This is a genomic window from Lederbergia sp. NSJ-179 (assembly GCF_022867885.1).
Lineage (GTDB): Bacteria > Bacillota > Bacilli > Bacillales > Bacillaceae_C > Lederbergia.
Window position 1 is genome coordinate 63,146 of the sequence record NZ_JALIFP010000003.1, and the last position, 19,907, is coordinate 83,052.

19 protein-coding genes and 1 riboswitch are annotated in these 19,907 nt (G+C 38.5%); of the genes, 14 read left to right on the forward strand and 5 right to left on the reverse strand.

The features are described 5' to 3' along the window. Positions 1–83 precede the first annotated feature (83 nt). From sigW to glmM, 5 genes are all read left to right on the forward strand, one after another. Positions 84–647 (forward strand): RNA polymerase sigma factor SigW, encoded by a 564-nt coding sequence (gene sigW / locus MUB24_RS03595; RefSeq protein WP_244701351.1) that lies wholly within the window; start codon positions 84–86, stop codon positions 645–647. 17 nt (positions 648–664) lie between these two features. Continuing rightward, the gene (locus MUB24_RS03600) at positions 665–1,285 is read left to right on the forward strand and encodes a zf-HC2 domain-containing protein (RefSeq protein WP_280516857.1); all 621 of its coding nucleotides are present in this window, start codon (positions 665–667) and stop codon (positions 1,283–1,285) included. Between the two features lie 234 nt (positions 1,286–1,519). Next, positions 1,520–2,350, forward strand: a complete 831-nt coding sequence (gene cdaA, locus MUB24_RS03605) for a diadenylate cyclase CdaA (RefSeq protein ID WP_244701354.1) — start codon at positions 1,520–1,522, stop codon at positions 2,348–2,350. After that, the gene (locus tag MUB24_RS03610) at positions 2,343–3,584 is read left to right on the forward strand and encodes a CdaR family protein (protein WP_244701357.1); all 1,242 of its coding nucleotides are present in this window, start codon (positions 2,343–2,345) and stop codon (positions 3,582–3,584) included. The genes cdaA and MUB24_RS03610 overlap by 8 nt, the downstream gene beginning before the upstream one ends. 31 nt (positions 3,585–3,615) lie before the next feature. Further along, positions 3,616–4,971 carry a phosphoglucosamine mutase gene (glmM, locus tag MUB24_RS03615; protein WP_244701360.1) on the forward strand — a complete coding sequence of 452 codons (1,356 nt, stop codon included), beginning with the start codon at positions 3,616–3,618 and terminating at the stop codon, positions 4,969–4,971. Positions 4,972–5,176: 205 nt separating this feature from the next. Here glmM and MUB24_RS03620 read toward each other — a convergent pair whose 3' ends face one another. Together MUB24_RS03620 and MUB24_RS03625 are read right to left on the reverse strand one after the other, a co-directional pair. Beyond that, positions 5,177–6,286 (reverse strand): 5-methyltetrahydropteroyltriglutamate--homocysteine S-methyltransferase, encoded by a 1,110-nt coding sequence (locus tag MUB24_RS03620; protein WP_244701363.1) that lies wholly within the window; start codon positions 6,284–6,286, stop codon positions 5,177–5,179. Between the two features lie 34 nt (positions 6,287–6,320). Then, positions 6,321–7,433 carry a methionine biosynthesis PLP-dependent protein gene (locus MUB24_RS03625; RefSeq protein ID WP_244701366.1) on the reverse strand — a complete coding sequence of 371 codons (1,113 nt, stop codon included), beginning with the start codon at positions 7,431–7,433 and terminating at the stop codon, positions 6,321–6,323. A 138-nt stretch (positions 7,434–7,571) separates the two neighbouring features. Continuing rightward, positions 7,572–7,678: riboswitch (SAM riboswitch) on the reverse strand. Between the two features lie 178 nt (positions 7,679–7,856). On the opposite strand from MUB24_RS03625, the gene MUB24_RS03630 reads away from it, so the two are divergent. The 3 genes from MUB24_RS03630 to MUB24_RS03640 all read left to right on the forward strand — a co-directional run bounded on the left by MUB24_RS03630 (position 7,857) and on the right by MUB24_RS03640 (position 10,416). Then, on the forward strand, positions 7,857–8,453 hold the full coding sequence (locus tag MUB24_RS03630) for a class I SAM-dependent methyltransferase (protein ID WP_244701369.1): 597 nt from the start codon (positions 7,857–7,859) through the stop codon (positions 8,451–8,453). A gap of 74 nt (positions 8,454–8,527) precedes the next feature. After that, positions 8,528–9,655, forward strand: a complete 1,128-nt coding sequence (gene yfkAB / locus MUB24_RS03635) for a radical SAM/CxCxxxxC motif protein YfkAB (RefSeq protein ID WP_244701372.1) — start codon at positions 8,528–8,530, stop codon at positions 9,653–9,655. A gap of 131 nt (positions 9,656–9,786) precedes the next feature. Continuing rightward, complete coding sequence (locus MUB24_RS03640) at positions 9,787–10,416, forward strand: hypothetical protein (protein ID WP_244701375.1); 630 nt, start codon at positions 9,787–9,789, stop codon at positions 10,414–10,416. A 216-nt stretch (positions 10,417–10,632) separates the two neighbouring features. Here the strand turns inward: MUB24_RS03640 and MUB24_RS03645 are convergent, their stop codons facing one another. Further along, positions 10,633–10,851, reverse strand: a complete 219-nt coding sequence (locus MUB24_RS03645) for a hypothetical protein (protein ID WP_244701378.1) — start codon at positions 10,849–10,851, stop codon at positions 10,633–10,635. Between the two features lie 331 nt (positions 10,852–11,182). On the opposite strand from MUB24_RS03645, the gene MUB24_RS03650 reads away from it, so the two are divergent. The 5 genes from MUB24_RS03650 (at position 11,183) to MUB24_RS03670 (ending at position 16,690) form a co-directional block, all read left to right on the forward strand. Then, the gene (locus MUB24_RS03650) at positions 11,183–11,545 is read left to right on the forward strand and encodes a hypothetical protein (protein WP_244701381.1); all 363 of its coding nucleotides are present in this window, start codon (positions 11,183–11,185) and stop codon (positions 11,543–11,545) included. Between the two features lie 2 nt (positions 11,546–11,547). After that, entirely contained in the window at positions 11,548–12,681 is a 1,134-nt protein-coding gene (locus tag MUB24_RS03655) for an ABC transporter permease (RefSeq protein ID WP_244701383.1), read from the forward strand. 10 nt (positions 12,682–12,691) lie between these two features. After that, complete coding sequence (locus MUB24_RS03660; protein ID WP_244701386.1) at positions 12,692–13,906, forward strand: ABC transporter permease; 1,215 nt, start codon at positions 12,692–12,694, stop codon at positions 13,904–13,906. After that, positions 13,907–14,599, forward strand: coding sequence for an ABC transporter ATP-binding protein (locus MUB24_RS03665; RefSeq protein ID WP_244701390.1), 693 nt, complete (start codon positions 13,907–13,909; stop codon positions 14,597–14,599). Between the two features lie 714 nt (positions 14,600–15,313). Further along, complete coding sequence (locus tag MUB24_RS03670) at positions 15,314–16,690, forward strand: MATE family efflux transporter (RefSeq protein ID WP_244701392.1); 1,377 nt, start codon at positions 15,314–15,316, stop codon at positions 16,688–16,690. Positions 16,691–16,725: 35 nt separating this feature from the next. On the opposite strand, the gene MUB24_RS03675 is transcribed toward MUB24_RS03670, so the two are convergent. Next, positions 16,726–18,084: an Nramp family divalent metal transporter gene (locus MUB24_RS03675; RefSeq protein ID WP_244701394.1), complete on the reverse strand. Its 1,359-nt coding sequence runs from the start codon at positions 18,082–18,084 to the stop codon at positions 16,726–16,728. 395 nt (positions 18,085–18,479) lie between these two features. Here MUB24_RS03675 and MUB24_RS03680 point away from each other — a divergent pair, with 395 nt between their 5' ends. Further along, positions 18,480–19,016: an HAD-IIIA family hydrolase gene (locus tag MUB24_RS03680; RefSeq protein WP_244701396.1), complete on the forward strand. Its 537-nt coding sequence runs from the start codon at positions 18,480–18,482 to the stop codon at positions 19,014–19,016. A 32-nt stretch (positions 19,017–19,048) separates the two neighbouring features. Here MUB24_RS03680 and MUB24_RS03685 read toward each other — a convergent pair whose 3' ends face one another. Beyond that, positions 19,049–19,822 carry a class I SAM-dependent methyltransferase gene (locus MUB24_RS03685; protein WP_244701398.1) on the reverse strand — a complete coding sequence of 258 codons (774 nt, stop codon included), beginning with the start codon at positions 19,820–19,822 and terminating at the stop codon, positions 19,049–19,051. Between the last annotated feature and the right edge of the window lie 85 nt (positions 19,823–19,907).

Sequence of the window (19,907 nt, forward strand, 5' to 3'; positions counted from 1 at the left end):
TAAATTTTTTTAATTTGTATTTGAAACCTTTTTTTACTTTATACGTATATAGGATAACCGCATGAGCGGGGGGTATTTTAGGGATGGATTTGATTATCAATCAACGAATCAAAGAGGTTCTAAAGGGCGATCAGGAAGCATTTGGCGAAATTGTGGAACTATTTAAGGATAAAGTTTTCCAGCTTTGTTACCGAATGTTGGGGAATCGGCATGAAGCGGAAGATATTGCTCAAGAAGCTTTTGTTCGAGCGTATATTAACATCCATAGTTTTAATCAGAAAAAAAAGTTCTCCACATGGATTTACAGGATTGCCACCAATCTTTGTATTGATCGGATTCGGAAAAAGAAACCTGATTATTTTCTGGACGCAGAAGTTGCGGGATCAGAAGGATTAACTATGTACTCGCAAATTGCTGCTGAAGGGAAATCGCCTGATGCTGAAGTGGAAACCATTGAACTTCAAGAGATTGTTCAACAAGAAATTATGAAGCTTCCTGATAAATACAGAGTCGTTGTCATTTTGAGATACATTGATGAACTTTCATTAAATGAAATTAGTGAAGTTTTAGAAATGCCGCTAGGTACAGTGAAGACGCGAATTCATCGTGCGCGTGAAGCGCTTCGTAAACAACTGAACAATTTGTAGGAAAGGTGAGAAGGAAATTGAAGGCGTGTCCTGAAGAAATCGTTCTCTATATGCATGATTACTTAGATGGTGACCTGCCTTACGAGAAGGAGCAACTATTAAAAAGTCATTTACAGCAATGTTCTAGCTGTCAAAAGCATTTTCAAGAATTGAAAAGAACCGTTGCTTATATACAAAGCACTTCTAATTTACAACCATCCAGTGGATTTACCGCAAATGTTATGGCGAATTTGCCTAAAGAGAAAAGTAGTACTGGTGTCAAACGCTGGTTTCGTCAACATCCTATCCTTGTTGCAGCATCGTTATTTCTCGTTCTGATGGCTGGCAGTGTTTTTAGTATTTGGAGTGATGATCAAAGGTTTTCGGTGACCAAACAACCTAATCTTGTCGTTGAAAATAATACAGTCATCGTACCTGAGGGAAAGGTAGTTGATGGGGATATTACGGTCAAAAATGGTGATATCCGTATAGAAGGAGAAGTAAGAGGAGATGTGACCGTTATTAATGGTGATAAATATATGGCTTCAGCCGGAAACATCACAGGGAATGTAGAGGAAATTGATGAATTATTTGATTGGCTTTGGTATAAAATGAAACAAGGCGCAAATAAAATTGTTCATTTGTTTGAGGAGGACTAAGCAGGACTGTTGAAAATCAGCAGTCCTCTTTCTTTATTTAGCTCCAGCGCGCCTTGCTGTTCATCCATATTCCAGGCGCCTTGCACTTTCCTTAATTTTCCTATTGGATAAAATGACTGGATACGTGCAAATGGAAAAATAGAGATTCTCGAATGATATGTGATATAATAAATTGGTTAATAGAGCGAATAGATGTAAAAATGCATTTTTGAATAAATAGATGGAGGAAAGATAATGCCGTTTCCCGACCTTCCCATCCTAAAATACTTATCCCAAATCGTTGATATTTTTCTCGTATGGTTTGTTATTTATAAATTAATTATGGTGATCCGTGGAACAAAAGCTGTTCAGTTGCTTAAGGGAATATTTGTGATTATTATCGTAAAGTTATTGAGTGACTTTCTCCATTTAAACACATTGAGTTTAATGATGGATACAGTCATTACATGGGGATTTCTTGCGATTATTATTATTTTCCAACCAGAATTAAGACGTGCCTTGGAACAATTGGGACGTGGCAGATTTTTTGCGCGAAGTGGTATCCAAGAAGAGGAGGAACAAAAACAGCGGGTTGATGCGATTATCAATGCAACCAATTACATGGCGAAAAGGCGGATTGGCGCCCTTATTTCGATTGAAAAAGGAACAGGTATGGGGGATTATATTGAAACAGGAATTCCTATGAATTCAACGTTGACCCATGAATTACTAATCAATATTTTTATTCCAAATACACCTCTTCACGATGGGGCTGTCATTATCCAGAAGACGAAAATTGCTGCTGCAGCTTGCTATCTTCCATTGTCAGAAAGCCCGTTTATTTCTAAGGAATTAGGAACAAGACATCGGGCTGCATTGGGAATTAGTGAGGTGACAGATAGTTTAACCATCGTGGTTTCAGAGGAAACAGGCGGTGTCTCTGTTACGAAAAATGGGGAGTTACTTCGAGACTTATCAAATGAAAAGTTTAAGGAAATTCTCATACAAGAGCTTGTTACAGACAGCAATGTAAAAACGTCTTCCCCATCTATCTGGAAAAGAAGGGAGAAGACAAAAAATGGATAACTTTATGGAAAATCCTTGGTTCGTTAGAATTATTGCTATGTTGCTTGCCGTTTTACTTTTTATAACAGCGAATGATTTAGGTGCAAAGGATAAAGGTTCCACCCCAAACAACATGGAAAATAATGATTCAGATACCATTACGGATTTCCCTGTTGAAGTTTATTATGATTCCGAAAATCTTGTTGTTTCGGGAGTACCAGAAATGGTCGATGTGAAGATTGAAGGACAACGAAGATTTGTAGAGGCAGCTAAAAGACAGCGGGATTTTACGGTCTATGTTGATTTATCCAATTTAGAAATTGGGAAGCATCGTGTACCAATTCTATACAAGGATATTTCAGATAAATTGAAAGTGACAATTGAGCCATCCTATATAGAGGTTAATGTACAAGAAAAAGTGACAGATGAATATAGTGTGGAGGCTGAATTTAATCGGAGGATTTTAGCAGAAGGATTTGAAGCAGAACAACCAGAAGTAAAACCAAAAACAGTGAAAATTACAGGGGCTAAAGATGTTATAAAACGAATTGCCTATGTCAAAGCGACGATTGATGCGAGTGGTCTCATTAATGATACAATTAGAAGAGATGCTCATGTCACTGTGCTTGATCGCGATTTGAACAAGCTTGAGGTGATGGTTGAACCTGAAACAGTCGCTGTCACAATCCCGGTGACGAATCCGAGAAAAAACGTTCCGATCAAAATTAACAAAACAGGGGAACCGCCTAAGGGGATTGAAATTAAGGCTGTAAGCACGGTTACACCTGAGGTGGTTATATTTGGAACAACGGAGGTTTTAAAGGACATTAATGAGCTGGAAGTATCGGTGGATGTAAGTAATATTGAGCAGGATACAGAAGTGGAAGTCCCGCTTAATATTCCAGAGGGTGTGAATAAAATAACACCAGAGACGATTAAAGTAAAGATTACCGCAGATAAGGAAAAAAAGGAAAAAACTTTTGATAATGTGTCGATTGAATCGAAAGGTTTGAAATCTGGTATGGAGTTTGATCTATTGTCTCCAGGGAACGGATCCGTATCACTGAAAGTGTTCGGAGACGAAAAAGATCTAGCGAAAGCCAGTAAAGAGCAGTTCCATGTAGTAATGGATTTGAGTGGTCTAGATACAGGGACTCATGATGCGGACCTTACCGTTGATGGACCTAAAAACATGGAATGGGAATTATCCGAAAAAAAAGCAAAAGTCCGGATAAGAGAAAAAGAAACTGACTAAGACATTCTCTAAAGAAGGAGCGAAACGTAGAATGGGTAAATATTTTGGAACTGATGGAGTAAGAGGGGTTGCGAACAGTGAACTTACGCCAGAATTAGCATTTAAATTGGGAAGGTTTGGCGGCTATGTTTTGGCGAATCAAACAGAACGCCCTAAAATCCTCATCGGCCGAGATACCCGGATTTCAGGTCATATGCTAGAAGGTGCCCTTGTATCTGGATTATTGTCGATTGGAGCAGAAGTGATGCGCCTAGGCGTGATTACAACGCCTGGAGTAGCTTATTTGACGAAGGTATTGGGAGCGCAAGCAGGAATCATGATTTCTGCTTCTCATAACCCTGTAGCAGATAATGGAATCAAGTTTTTTGGACCAGACGGGTTTAAGTTATCAGATGAACAAGAAACTGAGATTGAAGAATTATTAGAGTCGGATGATGATGATCTACCACGTCCTATCGGAGCATCCTTAGGGGTTGTCAATGACTATTTCGAAGGTGGACAAAAGTACTTACAGTTTCTAAAACAATCAGTGGATGAGGATTTTTCCAACATCCATGTTGCGCTCGATTGCGCGCATGGTTCTACTTCCTCTTTAGCAACTCATTTATTTGCCGACCTTGATGCCGATATTTCAACCATGGGTTCATCGCCGAATGGACTTAATATCAACGAAGGAGTGGGATCAACCCATCCTGAAGCGCTTAGTGCCTTTGTAAAAGAAAAAGGGGCCGATATTGGTCTAGCCTTTGATGGGGACGGAGATCGAGTTATTGCCATTGATGAAAATGGACAAGTTGTGGATGGAGATTATATTCTCTATATTTGTGCAAAACAAATGCAAGAAGAGGCCCGCTTGCAACAATCAACCGTTGTTTCAACAGTCATGAGTAACCTAGGCTTTTATAAGGGACTTGATGAACAAGGGATTAAAAGTGTCCAAACAGCGGTTGGAGATCGTTATGTAGTAGAAGAAATGAAAAAGAATGGTTATAATTTGGGGGGAGAACAATCCGGGCATATCATTTTCCTTGATTATAATACAACTGGTGATGGTCTCTTAACCGGTCTTCAGCTTGTGAATATTATGAAGTTAACAGGGAAGCCATTATCGGAGTTAGCGAAAGGGATGGAAAAATTCCCGCAAAAGCTTGTAAACGTGCGTGTGAAAGATAAATATCATGTAACAGATAATGAAAAGGTAAAATCCGTGATAGAAGAAGTTGAGTCAGAAATGAATGGCAATGGTCGGATCCTTGTCCGGCCTTCAGGCACAGAACCGCTCGTTAGAGTCATGGTAGAGGCCGCTACCGAAGAAGATAGTGAAACTTTTGCCAATCGAATTGTTTCGGTTGTATTAGAAGAAATGGGCCTTTCTACAGAAGAATAGAAAGAGTAAAGCGCAAGGCGCCCGCTATCGGCGAAAAGCAAATGTTCTGAGACAATAAAAGTCAGGTTTTGACTTTTGTTGTCTCGGTTTTATGACATCGAGCCAGTGGCGCCTGGAGCTAGACCCTAACACTAGCCAATTTTTATACTTTCCTATCTTGTAACAAAAGCGCAAGCGCCCGAATAGGGCACTTGCGCTTTACTTATTATCCCCAAACTTCCTTGGCGATGTCCACAATGAACTTTAGTTTTTCCCATTGCTGTTCTTCCGTTAAATTGTTTCCATGGTGAGTGGAGGCAAATCCACATTGCGGGCTTAGGCATAGTTGTTCCAATGGAACATATTGAGAAGCTTCTCGAATGCGTGCGATAATTGTTTCCCTGTCTTCGAGTTCCCCCTTTTTCGAGGTGACAAGTCCAAGGACAACCCGGGCTCCGCGATTGGGGATATGTTCTAAAGGTTTAAAATCCCCTGAGCGATCATCATCATATTCTAAGAAGAACCCATTCACTTTTTCCTTCGCAAATAAGGTTGGAGCGATCAAGGTATAGCTTCCTTCAAAGGCCCAGTTAGACCGATAGTTTCCACGGCATAGATGGGTTGTCACCACTAGATCTTCTGGTTTCCCTTCTAATACACCATTTGCTACTCGTAGAGCTAAGTCAATTAAATATTCTCTTGAAAATTCTCCTTCATTAAAAGGGATGTCTGGAGAAGAAAGCCCTGCAATATATACATCATCCAACTGCAAATAACGGCAGCCTGCATCATAGAAAGCCTTGATTGCATCACGATAAGCCTGAATTACATCATTTGCATATTCCTCAATATCTGGATAAATATCGACGTCACGGATCCCTTCATTAAACAGTTGATTCGGACTCGGAATGGTTTGCTTGGCTACCGCACGTCCACCAACAATCTCATTGAACTCAATAAAGTCCTTTACATGAGGATGGTCAGGGTTAAAAGAGATTTTTCCAGTGTTTCGGACATTATATCTTTCCGTTTCTTCTTCTCCATTAAAAATATATCCAACCTCAGGGACATAGCCTTCAATTCCCGTTAAATGTTCTAAGAAATCTGTATGCCAGAAACGTCGTCTAAACTCTCCATCTGTCACAAGCTCAAGGCCTGCTTCAATTTGTTTATCAATAATGCGTTTGATTTCTTTTGTTTCAATTTCATGTAATTGTTCAGCAGTAATGGCCCCTTCATGGAAATCTTTTCTAGCTTGATGGATGCTTTCTGGCCGTAATAGACTTCCTACATGGTCTGCTCTAAAAGGTGCTTTCGTTGTTGTGATAGTTGTCATTGTTCATTTTCTCCCTTTTTTTAAAAATTTTTTTTTAACATACTTGCTGTGCGGCGGAAAAGGCTTGTTTTACATCCGCAATAAGATCCTCTGCTTCTTCAACTCCAACGGAGAAGCGTAATAAACGAGCGCATACTCCTCTTTTGATCCGCTCATCCTCCGGAATATCCGCATGGGTTTGTGTTGTAGGATAGGTAATAAAGCTTTCGACCCCTCCTAAGCTTTCGGCGAAAGCAATTAATTGCAAGTTTTTCAGGAAAGGATCTACCCATTTGCTATCTTTGATCCGGAAGGAAATCATACCCCCTTTACCTGCATATAGAACATCTGTGACAAAGGGTTCATTTTTCAAATAGGTAACGATTTTCTTCGCATTTTCCGTATGCTTTTTCATTCTTAGATGGAGGGTTTTCAAGCCTCTAACAAGCAACCAAGAATCAAGTGGGGATAGAATCGCACCTGAAGCATTATGGTTGGTTGCCAATTGTTCGCAAATCTTTTCTCCTTTTGCCACAACGATCCCAGCTACAACATCATTGTGACCGCCGATATATTTGGTTGCACTATGGACAACGATATCCGCCCCTAATTCAATTGGTCGTTGATAATAGGGAGTTAGAAAGGTATTATCGACAATCAGTAATAGATTATGTTTTTTGGCTAGTTGTCCGTACTGTTCAATATCAATCTCTTGCATAAGGGGATTTGTCGGTGTCTCAATAAGTAATGCCTTTGTTTTGGGTGTGATCAAATTTTCCGTTTCATGGACATCTCTAAAATCGGAGTAGACTGTTTTCATTTGATAGGACTCCTCATACTGTTTAAGAAGTCGATAGGTCCCACCATAAAGATCTGCACAGGCAATAATCTCTTCACCGGTGCGGAATAAAGATAGGGCCAGTTGAATGGCGGCCATCCCTGAACTACAAGCAAATCCAGCATCCCCTGCTTCAAGATTGGCCATCCCTTCTTCAAGAACAGCTCGAGTAGGATTTTTCGTCCTTGAGTAATCATACCCTGTGGAGAGACCAAGTCCTTGATGTTCAAAGGCTGTAGATAAATAAATTGGTAAATTGATGGCACCAGTCTTTTCGTCTGTTCGATTTCCTAGTTGCGCAAGCTTTGTTTCAATGTGATTCACTGGCATTATGGTCATCCTCTTCTGTAGAATATTTAAGAAAAGCGCAAGGCGCCTTGAATATGAATGGATATGGCGCGCTGGAGCTTGATCCAAAAAAATAAAGACCCTCTAGAAAAAAGAAGGTCTTCATAAATGAAAGTAAACCTCTTATCTTCTAGGTTAAAATACCTATTGGAATTAGCACCATTGCCTTAAAAGGCCGGTTGCTGAGACTTCAAAGGGCCAAATCCCTCCGTCTCTCTGGATAAGGAAAATATCATATTCAACTTTGAAAGGTTTAATGTTTAATACTTTATTATATTTCTTGAAAAAAAGCAAGGATTTTTTTCAAAACCTTGCGCAATAGACTTGTGATGGTTGCAAGTTTCCGGGGTGCCGTTTCATATGTTATGTTAAAATGATTTCATATGAAACAGGAGGTCATACAAAATGAATGAGAAATGGCATGAACGTTTTTCAAGCGATGAATATTTTTATGGGAAAGAGCCGAATCTTTTCTTGGTTGAGGTAGAGAAGATTTTGCCTAAGGGGAAGATTCTTTGTATTGCGGAAGGGGAAGGGAGAAATTCTGTCTTTCTTGCTTCACAGGGATATGATGTGACGGCATGGGATTTTGCTCAAGCAGGTCTTGATAAAACGAAGAAGCTAGCTCATGAACGGGGAGTTGTTGTCAAAACAGAGCTGCATGATTTGGCCAATGTCGAGTGGGAAGAAGAACAATGGGATGCAATTATACATATATTCGGGCATTTCCCGACACCAATTTTTGAAAGAACGATGCAAGGGATTCGTAGGGCATTGAAGCCTGGTGGGTATTATGTGGGTGAATTGTATACGAAGGAACAAATTAGATATGGAACAGGTGGTCCAAAGGAAATCGATAATCTTTGTGATCCCGGTACATTATTAGAGCGATTTTCAGGTTATTTCATTCAACATTTTTATATTGGAGAAGTGGAGAGAATCGAAGGTCAGGGGCATACAGGGGTAGCCCATGTTGTGCAAAGTATTTTTCAAAAAAGATAGATCTTTGTTATAGAGAATAGTGCGTAAAGAATAAAGTGATAGAAAGATCTTAAGGCATGGAGAGGATATTACAAATGAATATAAAAGAAAAACGAAAGCCCATTACGGCTTCTTTTGACCCTTGGGAAGCGTATGTGGATGTCGATGAATTTGGAGAAATGGTGTTATCGAATATTGAATTTACAACAACAACCCTGTGTAATATGCGTTGCGCTCATTGTGCCGTTGGTTATACATTGCAGGACCGTGACCCGGATGCACTGCCAATTGAATTACTTTTGAAACGTCTAGATGAAATCCCGCATCTCCGGACTCTTAGTATAACGGGCGGCGAGCCAATGATGTCGAAAAAGGCTGTGAGAGAATATGTGCAGCCCCTTTTGGAGTATGCGCATCAGCGAGGAGTCAGAACACAAGTCAATTCAAACTTAACCCTTCCGTTTAGCCGCTATGAATCGATTATTCCTTGTTTAGATGTCATGCATATCTCGCACAACTGGGGAACGGTTGATGAATTTGTTGATATTGGGTTTGCGAATATGGAAAGAAAGCCCTCAAGGGAAAACCGCGCAAACTATTTGAATCAGATGTTTGAGAATGCACAGGCACTTTCTAAGGAAGGGGTGTTAGTTGCTGCGGAAACGATGTTGAACAAACGGACTTATCCTTATTTAGAAAAAATCCATGAAGAAGTGATAGAGATGGGCTGTGCTCGCCATGAAATTCACCCTATGTATCCAGTCGATTTTGCTAGTAAACTAGAAACATTATCGTTAGAAGAAATGAGAAAGGCAATTCAACGTTTACTAGATCATCATGATCCCCATATTTGGATGATGTTTGGGACCCTTCCTTTCTATCCTTGCAGTGCTTCTGAAGAGGATTTAGCCTTGCTCAAACGGTTATACCAAGCGCCCAATGTAACAATTAGAAACGACCCGGATGGGCGCTCGCGGCTTAATGTGAACATATTTAATGGAGAGATTATTGTCACGGATTTTGGTGATGAACCATCGCTGGGAAATATCGAAACGACATCTTTAAGTGAGGCTTATAACACCTGGATGGAAACAAAAACGGCACAATCCCTTAATTGCCATTGTCCAGCTGTGAAATGCTTAGGACCTAATCTACTTGTAAAAAACACTTATTATCAGGATGTAAATTTTCAAGGAAGAAAAGAGAGAATAACGATAAAATGACGGATGTGGAGGTTTGCCAACTGCTAGGCTAATATTTAATGACCTCTTGGACCTTAAACATTACCCAATCTCCAAAAAGGATTTTCCCATTGTGCGGTTAATTACAACAGAAATTGAAAAGGAGAGGAAAAATGAGAAAGTTGATGCTGTTTATGATATTGTTTGCCTTCTTTAATATCCTTTTTATCCAATTTTCCCCTGCCCCCGTACAGGCTTGTTCATGCGCTGAATTACCGGGGGTGGAAGAGGAGTTTGATCGCTCCAAGGCAGTGTTTTCTGGGAAGGTCTTAGAAGTAAGGGAAAAAACAGATTCATCAGGGTATATGTATAAATCCATCCTATTTCAAGTAATCAAGACATGGAAGGGGATAAAAGAATCACAGGTAATCATTACGACCGGCATAGGCGGTGGAGATTGTGGAATTGATTTTAAGGAAGGACAAGAATATTTAGTGTATGCGGACGAGACGGATACGTATGAAGCAAAAACATTATCGACAGTTATTTGTGATCGAACGAATAAGATTCATTCTTCACAAGAAGATTTAGAAATATTAGGAGAAGGGCAACCTCCGACAGCAGAGATCGATCTAACTAATAAAGGGAGCAATGAAATTCCATCAAAAGATATCGATCATACAAAGAAGCAAGATATGGTGCAAGAGAAGGGCATCCCATTAGCCATCTGGATGATGACTCCGGTAGGTATCCTGTTCATAGTAGGATTGATAGCTTTCCTATTTCAGAAAAGAGAAGGGTAATCTACAAATGAGGAATTAATGGCCTTTGGAGTTCACATAAAAAGCGGATAGCATGTCTCACCTGCTTTTTATCTCGCATTAACTAGCAGTGAGCCGCAGGATGCGGCGAAATTAGCCTAAGAGTATTATTCTTCAGTGGGGAAAAAAGGGAATACAGATCCGCCACATCATGACGCCGTCCTGCGGGTTTAACCCCCCCGCTGAATAGGTTTCACTTTATTCTGGCATTTGCACTAATAGACCGACAAAGGAAGCGATGGGAATACTTATAGCTAAACCTAGTCCAATCATGGTAAAAGTCATGACGAACTGCTTAATATCTTCCGTAACATCTACTTTTGTTTGTAGAAACATAAACCCAGCTCCAATCACCATAGAAACAATTATGATAACAAATGGTAGCAATAATTCACTTATTTCTTGAACAGGCTGCATGGTGGCAAATCCAATGATCACTATCAGCATTGGTTAATTATGAACAACAATATTTTTGGACTTTGGAGTCCGAAAATAAAGTTCTAAGCTCGGTTTTATCTGTCAATCAAAATAATAAGGAAATAGTATTAATATTGGACAAAAATGATTTTGAACTATATCAAAATCATTTAGTGATAAATATTAGACAAGATATAGATGAGTTAAGTTATAAGAATGATCTAGTAAGAGACTCAAATACGCTAAACTTTACATATTATGTTACAAATAAAGATGAAAAAAACAAAATAATAAGAATAAAAACAGTATTAAAAGTATAATTGAAACTCCATTGGAAGATTCAAGCCAAAATGTGGTGTTTGACATAAATGCCGCTAATAATGATCATCCATTGATTATAGCTAAAAGAAACGAGGATATTACAATAAATTTAAGAGTTGGAGGAAATAAAACAAGGGAATATATTATTTGGGCTTATTTAGATTCAAAACAAGTCAAAATGAATGAGTATTTGTATAGTAATATAAAAGTTAATGAAAATAAGTTAGGCATTACCAATTTAAATCTTGAAAATACAGTTCAACCTGGTATATATGAGCTGGAAATATATTGTGTACCATCGCCTTATGAGGAAATAAGTGAGAATTTAAAAGAGGTTATTTCGGGTAAAAGGTATACTGTAAAGGTGGAGTAATCATGTTTAAGTTTATTTTTCAACAATGGAAAAATAGAAAGGCAACAGTTCTATTAATTATTATTGGTTTTTTTATTGGTAGTTTAGTAATATCACTTGGGATAAGTGCATCTGTGGAATCATTAGAGTATATAAATGACCAAAAAGGTGGTAACCCTGAACAGCAATTAGATATTTTTTTATCTAGTGATGGCGATTGGAATCAGAAAGATGTTGAAGACATAGTAGAAGCATTAAGTGAATTTGGGGAAGTACAGATTCTTAGTATGGGGAATCGAAGGTTGAATCAATATAATGACAGTTTTCCAATCGTTCCCGTGTTATTTCATCAGGAACCGGACTGGCATATACCATTAATAGAGGGTAGATATTTCTCAAAAGAAGATATGAAAGAAAACAAATCAATTATCGTAGGAAAAAGTATTGCCACGGAGCATAACATTAAAATAGGCGATAGTTTAATTATTGAAGGTGAAAAATTTCACGTAATTGGCATCGGCGGCCGTTCTTCAAGAGAAACGTCATGGGAGTATGCTATATATATGACGTGGAATGAATATTTGGCAATATACGAAGATAGTTTTCTTGAAGAAAATAATCTTCATAGTGTGAGTATTCATTTAGAAAGTGGTAAAGAGCAATTTATGAAAAAGAGCAACATGATTATAGAGAGAGCAAATCAGAAAGGGATCCAATTAATTTACGAAAATGTGAATAATGTAGATTCTAGTTCGTTCCGAAATTCGCTTGTTATTACAATAGTGGCTACAGTACTTATTTTTACTATAGCAATTATCAACATTATTCAAGTAATGCTGTATTGGTTAATGGAGCGAAAAAGAGAAATTGGTATTATGAAGGCATTAGGAGCGACCAACCGATATATTGCTAAAACGGTTTTAATGGAAGTCTTAACCATGTCTATTATTGGTTGCTTACTAGCGATTTCAGTACAATATCTTTCAATGCTACTATTATCTGATTCTTCTCTTGGAAAAGAGATTACCTTTAAAGTAACATGGTTAAATTTATATTATGCAATGGGGGTGTCTTTGTTTTTTGGAATGGTTTCCGCAATCACTCCTGCGCTGAATGCTATGCGTCTTGAACCGATCAATGCTATTAATCGTACGTGAGGTGTTATATATGATAAGACTTATTTGCCAATCAATGATCAATAAGAAAAGTAAGTTTTTATTGTTGATGGTACAGTTTACAATAGGTTTTGCTGCATTATTATTTGGATTAAGTTGTATTTTTAATTTGTTGCAATATAAAAAGAGTATTGAAGAGTTAGCTCCATTAGATACGGTTCATGCTTATATTAATGAGGATGACAGTCTATTAGAAAAAAATATAAACATGTTTAATGAATACAACAATATTTTTAAAAAACTAAAGGAAAAGAATTTAGTTGAAAATCTAGGTTTGTTTGAGACTATGTATGTTTATGATAGTACACAAGAGACAAAGAATGAATCACGTTTATATATTCTAAATAACGATAGTATTGAGATGTCAAACTTAACTTTGCAGGAAGGAACGACAAAACCATTAGAAACCGATATACATTCTCTTAATAATATACCTGTTGTTGTAAGTGCCGCAATGAAAGATCAATATAGACTAGGAAAGACTTATCAACTATATTATATGAATGGGCATACAGACGAGTATGAAAAGATAACGATTAGGGTTGTTGGAATTTTGGCATCATCCGTACATTTTTGGCCAGGGGGTTCAACTTATATTAGTGAAAACATTATGGCCAATAAAGAGTTTATATTAGCTCCTCAATTTAAGGATTTTGAAAAAGCTATCACATTTGCGTTTAACTCATTGTTTCAATTGCCAGAACACAATACAAGAGAAGCGAATTTGGAACAAATTCAATTGCTGTTTGAGGATCACGATCTGGATTTACAATATACTACATTACGAGATGAAATAGACTCCTATAATAAAGCCCAAAAAGTATTTATCATAGGTACAATAACTTTGGCCGCAATTCTTTTGTTATTATCCTTGTTGGGATGTATCGGTGCTATTTTAGCTAGTATAACGACAAGATACAAAGAGTTTGGCATTTATTATTCATTAGGATTTACAAAGACCAATATGATTCGATTGGTATACGGAGAAATAATCGCTGTTTTTGGGATTTCTTTCATTATAGCTACAGTTATTTGTAAAATTCTTTTTGCAACCCTTTTGGTGAATGAAGCACTCACTATGAATTTATCTGTTATTGCTATTGCATTCGTGATTATGATTATTTGTATTATGCTATCTACAATCATGCCTTTTATAAAGCTAAAGAAGATAGAACCAATTGAGATGATTATAGGAGTGAATAGATAGATGAATTATATTGAGCTAAATGGAATTAATAAATATTTTGAAGTAGGGGAAAGAAAAAATGTCTTAAAAGACATATCCCTACACATTAATAATGGAGAAATGATTGCCATTATGGGGCCATCTGGCTCGGGTAAATCTACACTACTTAATATTCTGGGACTACTAGATCGACCAACTTCCGGTACATATTACTTGGAAGAGAAAGATACGAATTTATTAAAAGATAAGGAGAGGGCTTTCACCAGAAATAAGAACATTGGGTTTGTATTCCAAAACTTTAACTTAATTAATGAGTTATCTGCATTAGAGAATGTTAAGATAAATCTGCAATTTTATAATTTGCATAGTAAGAAAAAAGTAGATCGTAAAGAGGCATTACATAGAAGCAAAGAGGCTTTAATATCTGTAGGCCTAGGAGAACACATCAATAAACGACCGTTGCAGCTTTCTGGGGGACAGCAACAAAGAGTAGCAATTGCTCGTGCAATAGTGAATGATCCGGCATTTATTTTGGCAGATGAACCAACAGGAGCACTCGACTCAAGTACAACTGAAGAAATTATGCAGGTTTTTAAAAGATTAAATCAACAAGGAAACACAATTATTATTGTTACACATAATACAGAAGTAGCAAATCAATGTAATCGCATCATTGAAATAAAGGATGGAGAAATAGTTGCAAGTGGAAGATAAATAGCAAGGAAGCTAGTACTCATTCAAAGGAAGTATAAAATATAGTGATATCCCCATAGCAGAGGCCTAAAAGCTATCTTATAGGAAATTTAAAATAACAAAAGAGCAGGAGAATCTGCTGAATGGCATTCCCAATTGTTAAGCTGTACCGAACATGGGGGCAGTTCAGTTATTCCCCTGCCTTTTTATACACCAGGAAACTAAAAATCCTAGCCTGTGGATAAATTCTAACAGGAATGGATTGGCGTCCAGCTCCAGGCGCACCGGCGAAGACATGTGGACATGGAGACTTAGCTGATGCTCCACGAAATAATCTGAGCCAAAAAGCCTTTAACGGCGTATAAAAGAGGCATGATGACGAATAAAAGACTGAGCATGACGAGTAAAAGTAGCCTGATGACGAATAAAAACAGGTGACGGCGAATAAATCCGTCTCAACGACGAATAAAGTCCCGCAGCATCATCTTTTCATAAACTTGCGCCTTTGTTGTTATTGAGGCATTTGTACAAATAGCCCGATTAAGGAAACAATAGGGATACTTGCAACTAAAGAGAGACCAATCATTGCAAATGTCAATCAAAAAAAGATTATGTCAAACCGAAAAAGCGCTGTATAAAAAACTTTTAATAAAAAGAAGGAAATCCCTCTAGTCAACCGCTCCTTTTGATGGTAAGATACCTTTTGTTTGATTATGAAAAAGGAGGGCGGATGACTTGAAGGCAAAACATACGAATGGAACACAACTTCATTTATTTCATCTCACTTGGCCCATTTTTTTGGAAGTCTTTTTATTTATGTTTATGGGGATTGCCGATACATTAATGCTCAGTTCGTTATCAGATGATGCGGTTTCCGGTGTGGGAGCTGCCAACCAATATTTGCAAATCGCCATTTTAATACTTGAAGTCGTCGGGAATGGGGCGGCGATTGTCGTTTCCCAGTATCTCGGTTCGAAAAGATATAAAGAAGCAGCCAAAATTTCAGCATTGGCTGTCACGCTTAATTTGCTTGTCGGAGTAGCCATTAGTGTAGGTTTTCTTATTTTTTCAAAAAGTATGATGACAACAATGAATTTGCAAGGGGATGTTCTTTACTATGCCACTCATTATTTAGGCATTGTTGGAGGAGCGATTTTCCTTCAAGCGATTATTAATTCATTAGCCGCGATTGTTCGTGTAGATGGATGGACAAAGCAAGCCATGCTTGTTTCTTTAGGAATGAATATTGTCCATATTGTCGGGAACTATGTATTGATATTTGGAAAATTTGGTTTCCCTGAATTAGGAGTACAAGGAGCCGCGATTTCGTCTGTTATTAGTCGTTTACTTGCCCTTATTGTTTTCTTTTGGCTCTTGTATCAAGCGTTGGACGTACGGATTAAAATTCGTTATTACATCACATTATCAAAAGAGTATATTAGGAAGATTTTAAAGATTGGGGTTCCCTCAGCGTTCGAACAAGTGATGTATCAAGGCTGCCAGCTGATGTTTTTATACTACGCAACATTCCTTGGAGCAGAATCATTAGCAGCCCGGCAATATGCGATGAATATATCGATGTTCACCTATCTATTTGCGATTGCAATTGGGATGGGTACAGCAATTATTGTCGGCCGTTTAGTCGGGGCAAGTGAAAAGGAACTGGCCTATACTCGTGTATGGAGCAGTGTGAAATGGTCGGTAGGTGTAACAGTGGGAATGGTGCTGATGGTGGTCATTTTTCGTAAACACTTGATGAGTATTTTTACGGATAATCCTCATATTATTGAATTGGGCGCATCTGTGTTATTACTTAGTATTGTACTTGAAACAGGACGCTCCATGAATATTGTGCTTGTGAACTCCTTGCGTGCAGCAGGCGATGCGAAATATCCACTCTATATTGGTGCTTTTTCAATGGTGATGATGAGCTTGCCGCTCGGGTTTTTCTTCGTGTTTCATTTAAACATGGGGCTTGCGGGCATATGGCTAGCGATTGCCGCGGATGAATGGATTCGAGCCATTATCTTTTTCTTCCGTTGGCGGAGTCGGGCTTGGGAAAATCATTCCCTTGTGCAACCAGAAGGTACGGAAAAACCTGCGCCTATCTAACAGAAGGTTCGGATGAAAAAAGGATAGCTCATGGGCTATCCTAATTCCTGTCCTGTGACAAGGATATAAAGAATCAAAAATACATTTAAAACAATGATGACCGCTGTACAGATCCAGGCGAGGATTTTGATCCAAGTCTTATTGGCAAATTCGCCCATCTTCTCTTTGCTGTTTGTAAAAACAACGAGGGGCACAACTGCAAAAGGGAGCTGGAGACTAAGAATAACCTGACTCCAAAGCAAAAGGTCGGCCGTTCCTCTTGAACCGGCGATCCATGTCACAACAAAAGCTGGGACAACAGCAATTAATCGTGTGATGATTCTGCGAAGCCAAGGTGAGATTCTTAAATGAATAAAGCCCTCCATCACGATTTGTCCTGATAAGGTTCCAGTGATTGTTGAGTTTTGCCCGGAGGCCAAAAGGGCTACAGCGAATAAAGTGCTTGCAATTCCTACACCAACCGTAGGACTTAATAGTCGATATGCCTCTTCAATTTCCGATACTTGAATACCTTTTCCATGGAAGGCGGCTGCCCCTAGAATCAAGATAGCTGAATTAATGAGGAAGGCCATTGATAAAGAAAAGGTGGAATCTAAAACAGAAAATTTAATCGCCTCTTTTTGGCCAGCTACTGTTCGTTTATATTGCCGTGTTTGGACAATTGATGAATGCAGATACAGATTATGAGGCATCACAGTCGCTCCTAAAATTCCTAAGGAAATAAACAACATTTCTGGATTGACGACAATCTCCGGGTCAGGTATATAGCCTTGAAGCAGTTCAGCAATCTCCGGTTTAGAAGCAATTACTTCAAATATAAAAACACCAAATATCGTCACCATTAAGACAATAACAATCGATTCAATAATCCGAAATCCCTTTTTTTGTAATAATAATAGTAATAAGACATCTAACGTTGTAATTAAAATACCAGCGAGCAACGGGATACCAAAAAGCAAATTCAAAGCAATGGCTGACCCAATAACCTCAGCTAAATCCGTCGCGATAATAGCAAGTTCGGTTAGAATCCAGAGAACAAACGAAAGCTTTTTACCTGTTGCATCTCGTGTTGCTTGGGCTAAATCTCTGCCTGTCACAATCCCGAGTTTGGCGGACAATGTTTGTAAGAGAATGGCCATTAAATTAGAAATGAGAATAATTGACAGTAATGTATAACCGAATCGAGCACCACCTGCTATCGAGGTTGCCCAGTTACCTGGGTCTACATATCCCACAGCCACAAGGGATCCAGGTCCCGCAAAAGCAAAAAACTTTCTCCAAAAACCAGCGTTTTCCGGTATACGAACAGAATTATTCACTTCTTCCAAGCTTATATTCGAACTACGTTTTAACCAACCACGATGAGAGTGTGATGATTGATCATGATCGTGCATTTTCCTCACTCCATATATAATTCAGTATGCAAAATATTTTGGTTTTGGGCAAATTTTGGATAAAAAATGTCCTGATCTCTTAAAGCTCATTGAATCACTTCTATCATACCCGTTTAAGTAATTTTCAATAGTAATATCATAAATCTTACCGGTTTGAGGATGCAAGGAAAAAACATTCCTATTTTTCATTTTCTTGTGAAATGTTAGGAGTTTTGACTAATTACTCATGTTGACCGTTTTAGGAAATATACCCTGATTTCTGACACAGATTATGTGCTTCCCCTAAGATAGATATTCTGATCGTAAGCCTTGTTAGTTTCCGCATACAAAAATAATCACAATCCATGTTAGAATTAGAATGAGTAAGTCGCTTGAAATTGATAAGGGGGTTTAGCATGGATGAGATTTCCTCTGTTTTTATTGACCGTGATGGTACAATTGGCGGAACGGGTCACTTTATTCATCCGAGGGATTTTTCTCCTTTTCCTTTTAGTTTAGAGGCGCTTTCTACTCTAAAGAAAAGTAACATCAAAATATTTGCATTAACGAACCAACATCGAATTAGTAGAGGAGAGGCGACACAACAGGATTTTTTTGATGAATTTGCTTTGTTTGGTTTTGATGATGCCTTTATTTGTCCGCATAGCTCCACATCAGGATGTGAGTGTCATAAGCCTAAGCCTGGACTACTTTTAGAAGCTGCTGCGAAACATCGGCTTGACCTCACGAAAGCTTGTGTAATTGGTGATGTTGGGTCGACCGATATGCTTGCTGCGCATGCGGTTGGTGCACGTAAAATACTAGTTTTGACAGGTTGGGGACAAAACTCGATTCATGATTACCGTCACACTTGGGAAGATGTAAAACCAGATTATGTAGCGGAAAACCTTTTAGAAGCAGTACAATGGATCGTGGATTATAATAATAGTTAAGTAATCACAATAGAGGGGAAATAAAGTCCCCTCTATTTAGAACCTTTCATCCCAACCACCCGTATTCTTTTATAATCGGCTAGCCATTGACCATTTCGGAACATGACCTCCCTTAAGCTGTCCTCAACACCTGAGATCAACTGTGCCTTCTGGCTTTCTGTTAATCCTTTAAAAAGGGAGCTGCCAAACATTTCTAGCCAATTTTTTAGTCCATGAGACCCTTCTAACGGGGTGGGCCGGTCAAAATGTTGCGCAAAGGTTACTCGAAATCCAACCTCTTCCATTAAAGAAGTGTACTCTCCGATGCTAGGGAAGTACCAAGGAATTCGCTTATCTCCATCCTCTATGCCCTGCTTTTTAAATTGATCAAGCACGGCATTGATAATCCATTCCACATTGTTTTCTCCTCCAAATTCCGCAACGAAGCGCCCACCAGGTTTTAGCGCATCATATATACAGGTAAGGGCCTGCTTTGGCGACTTAATCCAATGAAGAGTGGCATTAGAGAAAACAGCATCAAATTCATTTCGATAAGGTAAGGCGGTTGCATCCTCTACGTGAAAGGTGATATGAGGATACTTCTCTTTTGCTTCTTGAATCATGTTTTCTGATTGATCAATTCCGACAACCTGTGCACCCAAATCGGTGAGTTGGTTGGCTAAGTCTCCAGTGCCGCAGCCAAGATCCAGAATGCGTTCCCCGGCTTTTGGCGCTAACAATTCTACGATACCTTGTCCCAGTTTTGATACAAATGCGTGACTCTGATCATAAAGCTTTGAATTCCATTGATCATTTGAACTTTTCACCTATCGGATCCCTCCAGTTTCAATCTGAATAATGATAGTATATCTGTTTAATGATATAATGGAAATAAACAAAAATCGAAGTAAT